A 13,459-nucleotide genomic window follows, 5' to 3' on the forward strand; every position below is an offset into this window, starting at 1 on the left:
GAAGAAAGGGAGTAATAAAAATGAATAGGAAAAAATCAACGATTTCTGGAGTGGTGCTGGTTTCTTCTGCTTTGTTGCTAGCAGCTTGCAATGAAAGTGAGGAAAATACTTCAGCAAATGAGAATAACATGAACCAAATCAATGAGGAAAATATGAATGAAAATGACATGAACGATGGGGACATGGATCACAATAACATGAATGAGAACAATATGAATCATCATGACATGAATGATGAGAACATGGATCAGGAAACGAATGAGGCAAGAGAAGACTTTGAGGAGGAAGCAGCAGAACTTCCTGAGGATTTTAATGAAGGAGCGAATGAAAATCTGCAGACGCTGAATACGAAAAACGTTACGAGACTGGATGCCTCCAGCATAGAAGAAATGACAGTTACGGCAGCGCAAACGATCTGGCCGGCGACGCATGAAGCAAATCAGCCGGGAGCGGTTATTCTGGCTGATGCCGCAGAGTGGCAGCACGCACTTGCAGCTTTAACGCTCGTTCACCACCCAAATGATGGTCCGCTCCTCTTAATGGAAGATGGGTTAACGGAAGAATTAATAAGTGAAATCGAACGACTCAATCCTCTGGGGAATGAAGAGGGGATAGAGGTCCTTGCAGCAGCAGAACTTACAAGTGAGGAAGAAGAATTACTGGAAGGTTTTGAAGTACACAGTATTTATGAGGAAGATCCTGCTGAATTTGCAGGAGAAGTAGAAAATCAGTACGCAGAAACCATTGGAGAATTGCCGGAGAGTGTGATCATTGGTTCCATGGAAGAGGAGCATCAGGCTTCTTCTTTGCTCGCTGGAAGCTGGATCGCTCACATGGACGAATCTCTGCTTTATGTGAACGAAGAAATTCCGGAAGCGACAGCAGAAGCCTTGGAAGCAAGAGAGGGAGAAGCGAATATATATCTGCTTGGAAATGAGGAAGCTATCTCCGAGGAAATAGCAGAAGAGCTTCAAGAATATGGTAATGTTGAAAGAATCGAAGGAGAGACGCCAGTAGAGCTTTCTATTGCCTTTGCTTCGTACCAGGATGATAACTTCGGATGGGGAATTGACGAACCGGGTCATGGGCTTGTGTTTGCATCTCCGGAAGAATCAGGTATGGTACTACCAGGTTTACCGCTCGCTCATTTAGGAAAGCACGCGCCACTGATATGGGTGGAGGAGGATGAACTTGAACAAGCGCACGCCGATTACCTGGCCCAATTAAAACCTTCTTTCGAAGAGGTTCCAATGGAAGGACCTTATAATCATGCTTATATTTTAGGAAATGAAGATACGATTTCTTATCAAAATCAAGGGATTATTGATCAAAAGCTTGAAATTGAAGCACTTGGTGACGGAGGGCATGGGGGACACTAATCCTCTGCTGCAATTACTTCCACCAGCTTCTTTACAAAATACACGGGCTATCGTCCTTCTACTTTACACACAGAAGGCAATTTCTTGATAAGAGAAGAAGAGAGCAAGAATTCGATTTGATTTTACTGCATATAATGATGCCGGTGAAAGACGAATGGTCATTACTAAAAGAAACAAAAATGATTTAACAAGCGACGCCAGTGATTATACTGATAGTATTCGGCAATACAGAATAACAGGAATATCTTCAGTGTTTGAAATACACGCGAGTGGGAAGAGAAAGATAACTTTAAATGGAAGGGAGTTTTACACATGGCACACGATCGTCACGAAGAACTTCTACAGGCATTACATGAATGTATGGAAGCGTGTAATCATTGTTTTGATGCATGTCTTCAAGAAGACAACGTAAAAATGATGGCAGAGTGCATCCGATTAGATCGGGAATGCGCGGACTTATGCGGATACTTGGAGCAAGCGATTTCAAGAAATAGTCTTTATGTAGCGGATTTAGCCTCGCTTTGTGCTAAGATTTGTGAAGACTGTGGGAATGAATGTAAGAAACATGATCACGAGCATTGTCAACGCTGCGCAGAAGCATGCTTTAAATGTGCAGAAATTTGTAAAAAAGCTGCGTAACCAAAGGAATCTCAAATGATCTTACCTAGCTGTGAACTCCTCACAGCTAGGTTTTTAAGTGTGCTACATTGAAACTAAAGGAAAGAACGTAAACTTTAACCTCATTCCTAACCCTGCTTCTACAAATTATCCGGTTCTTTTCATACTTTCTTCATGTTTTTCTTATACATTGATAGATATATTGGATTATTTTAAAAAGATGAAAATAAATATTTTATCATTAAGAAAGGGAGGCGGTAGCATCGTTTTACCTTCAGGCAATCATAGCGAAGGCGAGAAGCTGATACATAAATGGATCGGCCGCAAGGCGTTTAAAGATCGTCATCCGGTTTTTAATGCCGTCGATATGTTGATCGGGATCGTCTACGCAGGATTTCCAGTCTTTCACTATCTGAACCCGAACGTCTTCCAAGCCCCGGTAGCTATGTGGACATTGATATTATCGAGCTTTTTTGCCGCAAGAATCATTGAAGCTGTCCAGGAGGAAAACAACCTGCAGCGAAACGTGTTTGCAGGATTCTTTGCGCTCGTGCTCGTCGGTGCGCTCTGCTTTTGGATCATTGGGCTTTAGTGAATAACGCGATAGCAAACGCTCCGGACAACAAGGTCCGGAGCGTTTTTCAAAGTGTCGATAAAGAATTTTTAAGTGAATAACCTTACACCTGCTTTTGTCTGTGGACACTCGCTTTCCTGAGGGAAAGGCCTCGGCTTTCGCCTCGTTCTGATCCTTCTAGAGTCGAGGTTTTTCGATGTCTACAGCTGGCAGTTCGGTTCAAATGCCTGGATCTGATTGGCACGAGCTTATAAGATTCAGATGGAGCGTATTGTTATGTGACGTTTCGAAGTTGAATAGGCAGCCCAGTACGTCATGAAATTCACCATTAGAGCAAAAAAGCAGTCGCGTTTGCCTGTCGCGACGTTGTTTTCCAACAAGCAGAGCCGTTTCCTCGATGTGTCCGGCGGGGACGCCTGTGGATTCAGCGCAGTCTAAAGATTCTGTGCCGTTCAGATCTGCGAACGGCATCAACGCACGAGCGGAGCCGGACTGGGTCTTGAAGGCTTCTTGTAAGAAGCCTGTGTCCGAGTGAAGCCGTGCCTTTCTTCTCTTCATACAGGGGTCACCCTGAGAAATAGCTGAAGACAAGCCCACGGCAAGCTTCCGCCGGTAAGCAGAGAGGAAATACAACCAAACGAATAAAGATTTAAATTGAAAGGCTTTTTTGTCTTATGCTTGTTTCACACTTAAAATCGTAACGGTGATGAGGATGACGCCCATGCCGACTGCCTGAATCAGCGTCAGGACATCGCCGAGCAGGAGCAGACCGAAAAGCGTTGCGGTAACCGGCTCGACCATCGCCACCATCGATGCGGTAGAAGGTGCCGTTTTGCGGATTCCGTATAAATAAAAGATAAACGATACACCTGCTCCGACCGTACCAAGCAGGATAAACCAGCCGATATCAGCGGACGTCCAGACGGCTAAAAGTTGGCCTGGGTCTGCCAGGAGAAACAGCACAATACAAAACGCAGAGAAGGCGACTGCCAAAATCGTTTCCGGATTGCCAAGCTTGGAAGCACGCTTAAATCCGAAGATGAACAACGTGTAGGCCATGCCTGCACCTAAGCCTGTGATCACACCCAGCGCACTGACCGCTACTTCATCCGGATTATAAGCGCCCGTTAACAGCACAATTCCGGCTACGACGCTTGCCACACAGCTCCATTTAAAAATCGTGGACTTCTCGATCCGCAGTACAAAGGAAATGAGCAGCACAAACACCGGCGCTGTATACATGAGCGTCGCGGCAACCGGCACGCTGGATGCCTCAATGCTCGTATAGTAGAGCGTAAAGTTACCGGCTACACCAAGCCCGGCAAGCACCGCCCATAAGTAAAAACGGCCGGATCGTTCGCTCTTGGAAGACGAACTGACGACAAGCCATATGAGAAAGAAGATGAGTCCGATCGCGCCACGGTAAAACGAAATCACGATTGGATCCCAGCCTCGCTCCATTAAAATATCACCAATTCCGCCGCTGAGACCCCAGCCGATGGCGGCAAGTATCACGAAAAGAATGCCTAAACCTCTCATTCTTTCACCCCTCTGCATGTAACATCGTTCTTATGGGTCACGATCGACCCGGACTGGTAAAGGATACCTTTTTAAAGTGTAAAATAAACCTAAATAGCAAAATCGTTTTAGGTCATTGGATGACAATTTCTTCTAGCGAAGGAGTCCGGATGCGCTGTTTCATACGTGAAATCCCTCAAGTTTTTACGATTTTTCTCTCTATGTCCGAAATTACGTTCAACAAATCACAAATACGAAGAATGGATGTAATCGCTTTCGTGACGAGGATTAGCAGCTATTGCGCCGAATAGGTATGGGCCTAACATGCAGTCTTTGTCACGTTATCTGACACGAAAAACTAATTTTCTGAAAAAAGGGGGCTTTCAAATGTCGAAAACTGTGGTAAAGTACGTTTAACGGAATAAAAAAAGATAATGTCCGTTAATACATACGTGCTGGAGGGATATGATGTCCACCGAAGAAACGGAAAAGAAAGGCTTTTTCCTTAAGTTTCTCGACAACGTCGAGCGTTTAGGGAACAAGCTTCCTCATCCATTTATGTTGTTTATTTATTTAGCGGCCGGGGTGATTCTCCTGTCGTGGGTGCTGAGCGCACTCAACCTATCCGTTGTGCATCCGCAGGACGGTGAAACGGTTGCCATCGAGAACATGGTGACCTTGGAAGGGCTCGAGTTTATTTTGTCCTCGATGCTTGATAACTTCACCGGCTTTGCGCCGCTTGGTCTCGTACTTGTCATGATGTTCGGGATCGGGCTTGCGCAAAAGGTCGGACTGATCGAAACGTTTATGAAGCGGACGATTTTGAATGCACCCGCAAAACTTGTCACCTACGTCATTATCGGAACAGGTGTTATTGGAAACCTGGCGTCCGATGCGGCGTTTGTTATTATTCCACCGCTTGCGGCGATGGTGTTTTATTCACTCGGCCGTCATCCGCTCGCCGGTATGGCTGCTGGTTTCGCCGGGGTAGGTGCCGGATTTACGGCAAACGTGCTGATCACGGGTACAGATGCCCTGCTTTCGGGTATCAGTACAGAAGTGGCCCAGACGGTAAATGAAGACCTCGTCGTTACCGTGGTAGATAACTATTTCTTTATGGCGTTCTCGGTCCTCATGCTCATGATCGTCGGAACATGGATCACCGAACGCGTCGTCGAGCCACGTCTTGGTAAGTTCAATGACAAGTACGCAGATCCGGATACCGTTTCCCAGACGGCGGAACAGCCGACTGCACAGGAACTGAAGGGGCTTCGAAACGCCGGTATTACAGCGGCTGTATATATTGCCATCGTTGCTGCCGGGATTGTGCCACCAAACGGCATTCTCCGCGGGGAAGATGGAACGGTCGTGCCGTCGATTTTCCTGGATAACATCATTCCGATCATTTTGTTCTTCTTTATTGTCGTTGCCATTGCTTATGGTACGACGGTGAAAGTGCTGCAATCGACTGCTGACGTACCAGAGCTGATGGGGAAAGCAATGAAGGACATGAGCGGCTTTATCGTCCTCATTTTCGCTGCTTCCCAGTTTATTGCATATTTCGAGTGGACAAACCTCGGCACGTTTATCGCCGTCACAAGCGCAAACGGGCTGGAGGCGATTAACTTCACCGGAATGGGACTGATTGTCGGCTTTATCCTGCTCGGTGCTGTACTGAACCTGTTCATCTTCAGCGGCTCGGCACAGTGGGCACTGATGGCACCGATTTTCATTCCGATGTTTTATTTCTTGAATTACGATCCGGCGTTCGTCCAGCTGGCCTACCGTATCGCGGATTCATCGACGAATATCATTACCCCGATGAACCCGTACGTGCCGATGGTGCTCGCCTTCATGAAAAAATACGACAACCGCGCAGGCTTTGGAACATTGTTTTCCATTATGCTGCCTTACGCGATGACTTTCCTGTTCATCTGGATTGCAATCTTCGTCGTATGGAACCTGATCGGACTGCCGATCGGACCTGGCATCACGCCTGGTCTTTAAGCGAGACAGGCTGTTCCCGCGGGGCGCAATTCGTGCTCCCGGGGGCGGCCGTTTGTCGTGTATCAGATAGAGAGGATAATGTGTATGTTTATAGGACTTGGAGAATCAATCAAAGAAGAAACGATCGCGTTCCGGCGCGAGCTGCATGAAAATCCAGAGCTTTCGCACGAAGAAAGCCGTACGTCCAGACGGGTCCAGGAGGAACTCGATAAAGCCGGAATTCCGTTTCAAACCGGCTTTGCCGAACACGGGGTGCTTGGCATCATCAGCGGGGCCCATCCCGGAAAAACGATCGCGCTGCGCGCCGACATGGACGCCCTGCCGATCGTCGAGCAAAACGAGCACGATTTCGTATCTAAAACGAAGGGAGCGATGCACGCCTGCGGGCACGATGCACACACGGCGATGCTCTTAGGAGCGGGCAAGCTGCTTTACGCTAACCGTGAATCCCTATCCGGCACGATTCTGCTCGTGTTTCAGCCGGCAGAGGAGAACGCACCTGTCGGAGGAGCTCAGGCGATGATGGATGACGGCGTCTTTGCCGACTACATTCCGGATGAAATTTACGCGCAGCACGTCTGGCCGGATTTGCCGGTCGGTTCATTCGGCGTCCGCCCTGGTGCGATGATGGGCAACTCGGACCGCTTTGAAATCCGCGTCACTGGTGCATCGGGCCACGCATCGATGCCGCACCAGACGACCGATGCCGTTGTGATTGCCGCGCAGCTCGTCAATGCGCTGCAGACGATCGTAAGCCGCAGCACGGATCCATTGAAATCAGCGGTTGTCACTGTCGGTACGATTAACGGCGGTTCCCGTTACAACGTGATCGCCGAAGAGGTTGTGCTGGAAGGAACGGTGCGGACGTATGATGCGGATGTCAAAGACAGCATAAAAAAACGAATGGAAGCGATCGCGACCCAAACGGCAGATATGCTCGGCGGAAAGGCTGAGCTCACCTACCACGACGGCTATCCGGCAACGCGAAACACTGAAGAAAGCGCGGCACTCGTCGCAGAAGCCGTGCGCGATGCCTACGGCGAAGAGGCACAGCCGGAGATACTTCCGAGCATGGGCGGAGAAGACTTTGGCCGCTTTCTGGAGACGTATCCGGGCGCCTATTACTGGCTCGGGACGGCCATTCCATCGCGAACGGTACAAAAGCCGTTGCACGACCCGCAGTTTGATATCGATGAGCGCGCGATTCCATATGGCGTGGAAATGCTAGCGGAAACGGCATACCGCGCGGCAAAAGGAGGAAACGCATGAGCTGGTCGGATGCGATCGCAGCAAAAACAGAACAACTGACAGCGCTTCGCCGGAAGCTGCACCAGATCGCCGAACCTGGCTGGTGTGAGTATCAGACGACAGCGGCAATTGTTTCGGAGCTTTCCGAGCTGCCGGTTACGATCTATACCGGAACGGACGCAGTAGAGAGCAGTGCTCGTATGGGCCTGCCGTCGGCTGAAGAAGATGCTTATTTTTTTCAGCTCGCAGAAAAGGCGGCCGTTGAACCGGCTCTGCTGGAGCGAATGCAGGGCGGACACACTGGTGCAGTAGCGGTGCTGGATACGGGGAAACCAGGTCCGGACACGGCGCTTCGATTTGACATCGACGCGCTGCCGATAACAGAAGCATCAAGCGATCATGTTCCTGCCGATGCAGGCTTTCCGAGCAAGCACGAAGGCTTCATGCACGCCTGCGGGCACGATGGGCATACGGCGATAGGGGTAGAACTTGTGAAGCTGTGCGTCGAAAACGTCGATCAGCTTACCGGCACCTTTACATTTCTGTTTCAGCCGGCGGAAGAGGGCAGCCGCGGCGCGTATGCAATGGTGAAAAAAGGCTGGCTGGACGGGAAGGACTACTTTTTCAGCGGCCACATCGGCATTCATGATCTGGAAGTCGGCACGATCGCTTGCGGCACGGAACGATTCCTCGCGACGACAAAGCTCGATGTTACGTTTACCGGCGTATCTGCACACGCAGGGGTCGATCCGGCGGCAGGAAAAAACGCACTGCTCGCAGCTGCGTCCGCTGCGATTCAGCTGCAGGCGATACCGCCGCACCGGGACGGGATTACGAGACTGAACGTCGGTAAGCTGACAGCAGGCGAAGGCCGCAATATCATACCGGAACGTGCGGATATCATGATGGAGACGCGCGGAGAAACGAATGAGCTAAACGCTTATATGGAAGAAGAAGCAAGGCGCATCCTCACCGCCTGTGCCGACATGTACGGGGTTGAGGTCTCGATCGACGTCACTGGACGCGGAAGCACGACCGAGTCGAGCAAAGCAATCGGTGCCAAGCTTTCCACGTGGGGTGAGCAGTTTACGAAGCGCGTCATCGGACCGCTTCCACTCGGTGGCTCAGAAGATGCGGCGCTCATGATGAATCGTGTACGCGAGCAGAATGGGGAAGCGGCCTATCTCTTATACGGCACACCGCTTCCATATGGTCACCATCATCCGAAATTTACGTTTGATGAAGGGGTGCTTCCGGCTGCTGTTGAGGCGCTGGCGCAGCTCATTACGACCTATCACGAGAAGGAGGGGATGAGCCGATGATTGCAGATTGGCTGAAAACACGACTACTTGCACTGAATCTGACGGATGCGATGACCCGGCCGGAAGGATTTACGAGACTCAGCTTTACAAAAGAAGAGCTGGAAGCGCAGCGTGTCTTTAAAGAGGAGGCAGAAGCGCTCGGCATGACGGTGCGAAGTGATGCAGTCGGTAATGTCATCGCCCGGCTCGATGGAAAGTCGGACGGGCCGGCGCATGCGTTTGGCTCGCATTTGGATACCGTCACGAACGGAGGCGGCTATGACGGCACCGCTGGTGTTCTTACCGCGCTCGGTGCAGTCAGGCTCTTACAGGACGCGGGTATCACGCCGGAGAAACCGATCGAAGTAATTTGCTTTGTGTCAGAGGAATCTTCGCGCTTTTCCATGTCAACGGTCGGCAGTAAAGCGATGGCAGGTATGCTGACGCGCGAACAGCTCGATACGATCACCGATCAAGACGGCGTCACGCTCGGAGAAGCGATGCGTGACGCGGGCTTTAATCCGGACGCGTTTAAGGAGGCGGAACGCGGCGAAACCGAGCTGCTTTCCTTCACCGAGCTCCATATCGAGCAGGGGATGCGGATCGAGCACGCCGGAAAAGAATACGGTGCGGCAGCTGCCATTGCCTGCCCGATTCGCATGCACGTGACGATCAGCGGAAAAGCAGGTCACACCGGCACGACGCCGATGGACCAGCGAAAGGATGCGCTGACAGAAGCAGCCGGTTTGATCACGTTCGTGCAGCAGGCAGCGCTCAAGCTGAACGACTACGATGACTACCCGCTTGTTGCGACTGTAAGCACGATAGACAGTCGTCCGAACGCGATGAACGTGATCCCGGGGACCGTCGTTTTAGGCATCGACATTCGCAGCGTATCGGATCAGCAGAAAAAGCGGATGGAAGCGGCAATTGACGGCTGGATGTCCCAGTCGCAGTTCGATATCGAAAAAGACGTCATCGTTCGCAATGCGTCGGTGACGCTCGACGCAGACATCTATGATAAACTGAGGAAACTGGAAGAAGAAACCGGTTATACATGCCTCGGGATGGAGAGCGGAGCAGGGCACGATGTCATGAACATGCAGACAAAATGGCCGTCCGGGCTTTTGTTCATTCCATGCCGCGACGGACTCAGCCATCATCCGGATGAGCACGCCTCGCTTGAGGACCTTGTGAAAGGCACGGAGCTTCTTTTCCACCACATGAAATCTGTCAGTAGGTGATGTCTGTGAAAATACGTTTAGGGCTGCTCGGTCCTAAAGATTCGGTAACGATGATGGAAGAGGTCGTGCGGCCATTCCCTGATTTTGACTGGACGAGCTTTCATTATGAAGCAACGGAAGAAACAGAAGCGCTCGTGAACGGCGCGGCCGGAAAGGTGGACTGCTGGCTTTTTTCCGGTCAGGCCCCTTACGCGTATGCCGTGGAGCAGGGGCTCGTGAACCGCGAGAATGCGTACTATCCGCCGCTTCACGGGGCGAGCCTCGTGGGCGCGCTGCTTGATATGTTTTTCAGGGAAGAAAATCCGACCCGGGTCTCGCTCGATACGATCGACGAAGCCGAGTTCCAGCAGGTGAAACAGGAGCACGAACTGGATGGTCTGCAGGTCACAACCTACCCTTATGCGGGCTATAAATCAGCTGAGGAGATTATTCAGTTTCATGCAGCGGAGCATGAAAAAGCACCGGAGACGATCGCGTTAACGTGCATCCGCCGCGTGTACCAGGAGTTAAAAAGAAGAGGCATCCCGGTTTACCGGATTACGGCATCACGCTTTGATGTCAGTGAAACGCTAAAATTTATCCGCGAGCGCCGATCGGCGGACTGGTACCGCAGTCACCAGCTCGCTGTCATCGGCGTCGAAGTGCGCGAGGAAGCAAGCCTTGAAGAGTATCATTCGTTCAGACGAAAGCACCGTGAGCTGGATTTGAAGCGAATATTGCTACGCTATGCCGAGGAAGTAAAAGGCTCCTTCGTGCAGATCGGAGACGGTTTGTTTCACCTCTTTACAACGCGTGGTGAAGTAGAGCGCCGCCCGCTTCCGTTTACGGTGATGGAAGAAACGGAGCTGCAGGCGAAGCTGCACATTCGCATGGCAATCGGCTACGGCAACAGTGCAATGGAAGCAGAAGTCCACGTGCAGGAGGCGCTGCAGCAGTCGCGCCGCACAACGGAACGCGTGATTTATGCGGTCGACGAAGAAAAGCGTCAGACGGAGCACTTCCCGGAGGCAGGATCACTCAGCTACTCGGTGCAGAGCGGACACCTGCGTGCGGTCGATCAGCTGCGCGGCCGTGTGTCGCCCGGTGTTGTCTCGAAAATTCTCGCGTACGCCCGCTATCACCAGCAGCGGGAAGTGACGTCGAAGGACCTCGCAGGCTGGCTCGCCAGCTCCGAGCGAAACGCAAGGCGCATTTTGCACGAGCTGGAAGAAGCGGGCTTTGCAGAAATTGCCGGAGAAGAGCAGGGAGTCCGCCGCGGACGGCCCCGCAAACTGTTCCGCCTGAAGCTGGAGGAAGCAGAAGGAAACGCTTGACAGCTCTGCCTGCTCCTGTCGTAAACTAGGAGAAGTGAGAAGGAGGAGAGCGTTTTGGAACAAGCTGCACCTGCACCAAATACGAACGAGCTCCGCCGGGGATTATCGGCGGGGCTTTCCATTGCGTTTGGCTACATGCCAGTTGCGATTGCATTCGGCCTGCTTGCCGGCTCGACCGGCCTCACGGTTTACGAAGCGGTGCTCATGAGCATGCTCGTGTTCGCCGGAGCGGCCCAGTACATGGCGCTGTCGATGATTGCGGTCGGCGCCGGCATGATTGAAATTGTGCTTGCTACGTTTATCGTGAATTTCCGACATCTGCTCATGAGCGCCTCCATCAACGAACGGGCAGAGCCGACGTCGAAACGGTACCGCGCTCTATTTGGATTCTTTTTGACCGATGAGGTCTTTGCGGTCTCGTCGGTTCACAAAGAGCCGGTCCCGGGAGGATACATATTAGGAACAGGCATCGCCGCTTACTCCAGCTGGGTCGGATTTACGGCTGTCGGCTATTTTACCGGAGCGGTTTTACCCGCGATATTACAGGAAAGCATGGGCATCGCGCTCTATGCGCTGTTTATCGCCCTGTTAGTGCCGTCGATTAAAGACGCAGGCCGGCCTGTTGTCGTGCTCGCTTTGCTTGGCGGAGGCTTCAACTGGATATACGCTTTTGCACTCGACACCGGCTGGGCCATTATGGCCGCGGTGATTACGGCAGTTGTCGTCTATGAGCTGCTGATCAGGAGGCGGATCACATGAGAGAAGAATTCATCTGGATGATCATCGGCATGGGACTTGTCACGTACATCCCGCGGATCCTGCCGCTGATCGCCCTCTCAACGGAAAACTGGCCTGACTGGCTGCGCCGCATGCTCTCGCACGTACCGTACGCCGTGCTCGGTGCCCTCATCTTTCCAGGTATTCTGTATGCGCAGGAAACGATCTGGTACGGCATGTTAGGCGGCGTTATCGCCTTTTTGATCGCTTACACCGGCGCACCGCTTCTAGCGGTCGTTGCAGGGACGATCCTGCTGTTAACCGGCGTGCATATCATCACGTAAGCTCCCTGAGATGGGAGCTTTTTTCGTTGGGAAAGCAAATCCGCTGGTCCTATATGCAGGGGAGAGTGAGTTATGCGTTTGGAAAGAGCGTTTATGCGTAAGTGGCGGAACTATCTGCGTATGAGAGGTGCGTTTATGCGTAAGTGGTGGAGCTGTATGCGCATGGAGAGTGCGTTTATGCGTAGGTGGCGGAGCTGTCTGCGTATGGAAAGAGCGTTTATGCGTAATCGAAGGAGCTATATGCGTAACAAAAGCACAATTATACGTACGTACAGCAACTATTTTCCGTACGCAAAACGCACGCATAAAAAGCAAAAAGCCGCTTCCATCCCGAAGCGGCTTCCAATCAGCTGTCTTTAATAAACGGCCGGTTAATGTAGTAATAGACAAGCCCCATAAAGATGGCGCCGCCGATAATATTACCGGCAGTGACGGGGATCAGGTTGCGGACGATGCCTTCTGGAGTGACAGCTCCGGGATTGTCGAGCACGAGCGCGATTGCGAAGGTGCACATGTTGGCGATGCTGTGCTCATAACCGGAGATAAAAAAGCAGAACACAAACAGCACCATCGCTGCCATTTTCGCAATATCATCCTTCATCGACATCGGCACGAAAAAGGCCATGCAAATCAGCCAGTTACAGAGCACCGCGCGAAAAAACAGCTCGGACACCGGATCGGTCATTTTACTGTCGGTGACCGTCAGCAGAAAAGCACTGATTTCCGGATCGCTGAACAGGCCGGTCGTGTAAATCAGCAGGGCGAAGGCAGCAGCACCTAAAATGTTGCCGATATACGTATACGTCCACAGCTTTCCGACGACGCCCCACGCCATTTTTTTCCGGATGGCGGCGTAAGTGTGATAAAACGTGTCCCCCGTAAATAAATCGGCACCGCCGTAAGCGATTAAAATGATCGCGACGCTGAACGTAAGCCCGGCCATTGGATAGGCCCACGGAGACTCAGCCAGATAAAAGTAGCTGCCTGTACGGAACGCGACGATGACACCAAAGCCGATAAACATGCTTGCAAGCGCCGCCCGTATTAAATAACGAATTTTTCCTGTATTAAATATCTTTTCTTTCTTTTGGGAGACCTGCTCGACTTGCTCCAGCGACTGGCTCTCCATCATACGCAATCCCTCCATCTCTGTATTCCACTTTACGACGTGAATAGAGAAAAAGAAAGAGGGATAT

At 51.5% G+C, this 13,459-nt stretch carries 14 protein-coding genes; 10 read left to right on the forward strand and 4 right to left on the reverse strand.

Going from position 1 to position 13,459, the window contains the following annotated elements:
• Positions 1–128 precede the first annotated feature (128 nt).
• Both HCN83_RS07805 and HCN83_RS07810 read left to right on the forward strand, forming a co-directional pair.
• The gene (locus tag HCN83_RS07805; protein ID WP_246238149.1) at positions 129–1,379 is read left to right on the forward strand and encodes a cell wall-binding repeat-containing protein; all 1,251 of its coding nucleotides are present in this window, start codon (positions 129–131) and stop codon (positions 1,377–1,379) included.
• A gap of 312 nt (positions 1,380–1,691) precedes the next feature.
• Positions 1,692–2,018: a four-helix bundle copper-binding protein gene (locus HCN83_RS07810; RefSeq protein ID WP_168006069.1), complete on the forward strand. Its 327-nt coding sequence runs from the start codon at positions 1,692–1,694 to the stop codon at positions 2,016–2,018.
• Between the two features lie 253 nt (positions 2,019–2,271).
• Here HCN83_RS07810 and HCN83_RS18600 read toward each other — a convergent pair whose 3' ends face one another.
• Positions 2,272–2,406, reverse strand: coding sequence for a hypothetical protein (locus HCN83_RS18600; protein ID WP_281351703.1), 135 nt, complete (start codon positions 2,404–2,406; stop codon positions 2,272–2,274).
• A 36-nt stretch (positions 2,407–2,442) separates the two neighbouring features.
• Between HCN83_RS18600 and HCN83_RS07815 the strand changes: the two genes are divergently transcribed.
• On the forward strand, positions 2,443–2,589 hold the full coding sequence (locus HCN83_RS07815; protein WP_168006071.1) for a hypothetical protein: 147 nt from the start codon (positions 2,443–2,445) through the stop codon (positions 2,587–2,589).
• A 201-nt stretch (positions 2,590–2,790) separates the two neighbouring features.
• Here the strand turns inward: HCN83_RS07815 and HCN83_RS07820 are convergent, their stop codons facing one another.
• Both HCN83_RS07820 and HCN83_RS07825 read right to left on the reverse strand, forming a co-directional pair.
• On the reverse strand, positions 2,791–3,042 hold the full coding sequence (locus HCN83_RS07820; RefSeq protein WP_168006073.1) for a hypothetical protein: 252 nt from the start codon (positions 3,040–3,042) through the stop codon (positions 2,791–2,793).
• 201 nt (positions 3,043–3,243) lie between these two features.
• On the reverse strand, positions 3,244–4,110 hold the full coding sequence (locus tag HCN83_RS07825; RefSeq protein WP_168006075.1) for a DMT family transporter: 867 nt from the start codon (positions 4,108–4,110) through the stop codon (positions 3,244–3,246).
• 444 nt (positions 4,111–4,554) lie between these two features.
• Here HCN83_RS07825 and HCN83_RS07830 point away from each other — a divergent pair, with 444 nt between their 5' ends.
• The 7 genes from HCN83_RS07830 to HCN83_RS07860 all read left to right on the forward strand — a co-directional run bounded on the left by HCN83_RS07830 (position 4,555) and on the right by HCN83_RS07860 (position 12,263).
• The gene (locus HCN83_RS07830) at positions 4,555–6,096 is read left to right on the forward strand and encodes an AbgT family transporter (protein ID WP_425483604.1); all 1,542 of its coding nucleotides are present in this window, start codon (positions 4,555–4,557) and stop codon (positions 6,094–6,096) included.
• Positions 6,097–6,180: 84 nt separating this feature from the next.
• Complete coding sequence (locus HCN83_RS07835) at positions 6,181–7,365, forward strand: M20 family metallopeptidase (RefSeq protein ID WP_343033676.1); 1,185 nt, start codon at positions 6,181–6,183, stop codon at positions 7,363–7,365.
• Positions 7,362–8,666, forward strand: a complete 1,305-nt coding sequence (locus tag HCN83_RS07840) for an amidohydrolase (protein ID WP_168006079.1) — start codon at positions 7,362–7,364, stop codon at positions 8,664–8,666. The genes HCN83_RS07835 and HCN83_RS07840 overlap by 4 nt, the downstream gene beginning before the upstream one ends.
• The gene (locus HCN83_RS07845; RefSeq protein WP_168006081.1) at positions 8,663–9,889 is read left to right on the forward strand and encodes a M20 family metallo-hydrolase; all 1,227 of its coding nucleotides are present in this window, start codon (positions 8,663–8,665) and stop codon (positions 9,887–9,889) included. The genes HCN83_RS07840 and HCN83_RS07845 overlap by 4 nt, the downstream gene beginning before the upstream one ends.
• 5 nt (positions 9,890–9,894) lie before the next feature.
• Positions 9,895–11,202 carry a hypothetical protein gene (locus HCN83_RS07850; protein WP_168006083.1) on the forward strand — a complete coding sequence of 436 codons (1,308 nt, stop codon included), beginning with the start codon at positions 9,895–9,897 and terminating at the stop codon, positions 11,200–11,202.
• A 54-nt stretch (positions 11,203–11,256) separates the two neighbouring features.
• Positions 11,257–11,961, forward strand: coding sequence for an AzlC family ABC transporter permease (locus HCN83_RS07855; RefSeq protein ID WP_246238150.1), 705 nt, complete (start codon positions 11,257–11,259; stop codon positions 11,959–11,961).
• Positions 11,958–12,263 carry an AzlD domain-containing protein gene (locus HCN83_RS07860; protein ID WP_168006085.1) on the forward strand — a complete coding sequence of 102 codons (306 nt, stop codon included), beginning with the start codon at positions 11,958–11,960 and terminating at the stop codon, positions 12,261–12,263. The genes HCN83_RS07855 and HCN83_RS07860 overlap by 4 nt, the downstream gene beginning before the upstream one ends.
• 346 nt (positions 12,264–12,609) lie before the next feature.
• On the opposite strand, the gene HCN83_RS07865 is transcribed toward HCN83_RS07860, so the two are convergent.
• Positions 12,610–13,392 (reverse strand): formate/nitrite transporter family protein, encoded by a 783-nt coding sequence (locus HCN83_RS07865; protein WP_168006309.1) that lies wholly within the window; start codon positions 13,390–13,392, stop codon positions 12,610–12,612.
• Positions 13,393–13,459 lie beyond the last annotated feature (67 nt).

The sequence above is a fragment of the Alkalicoccus luteus genome (assembly GCF_012034335.1).
Taxonomy (GTDB): domain Bacteria; phylum Bacillota; class Bacilli; order Bacillales; family Salisediminibacteriaceae; genus Alkalicoccus; species Alkalicoccus luteus_A.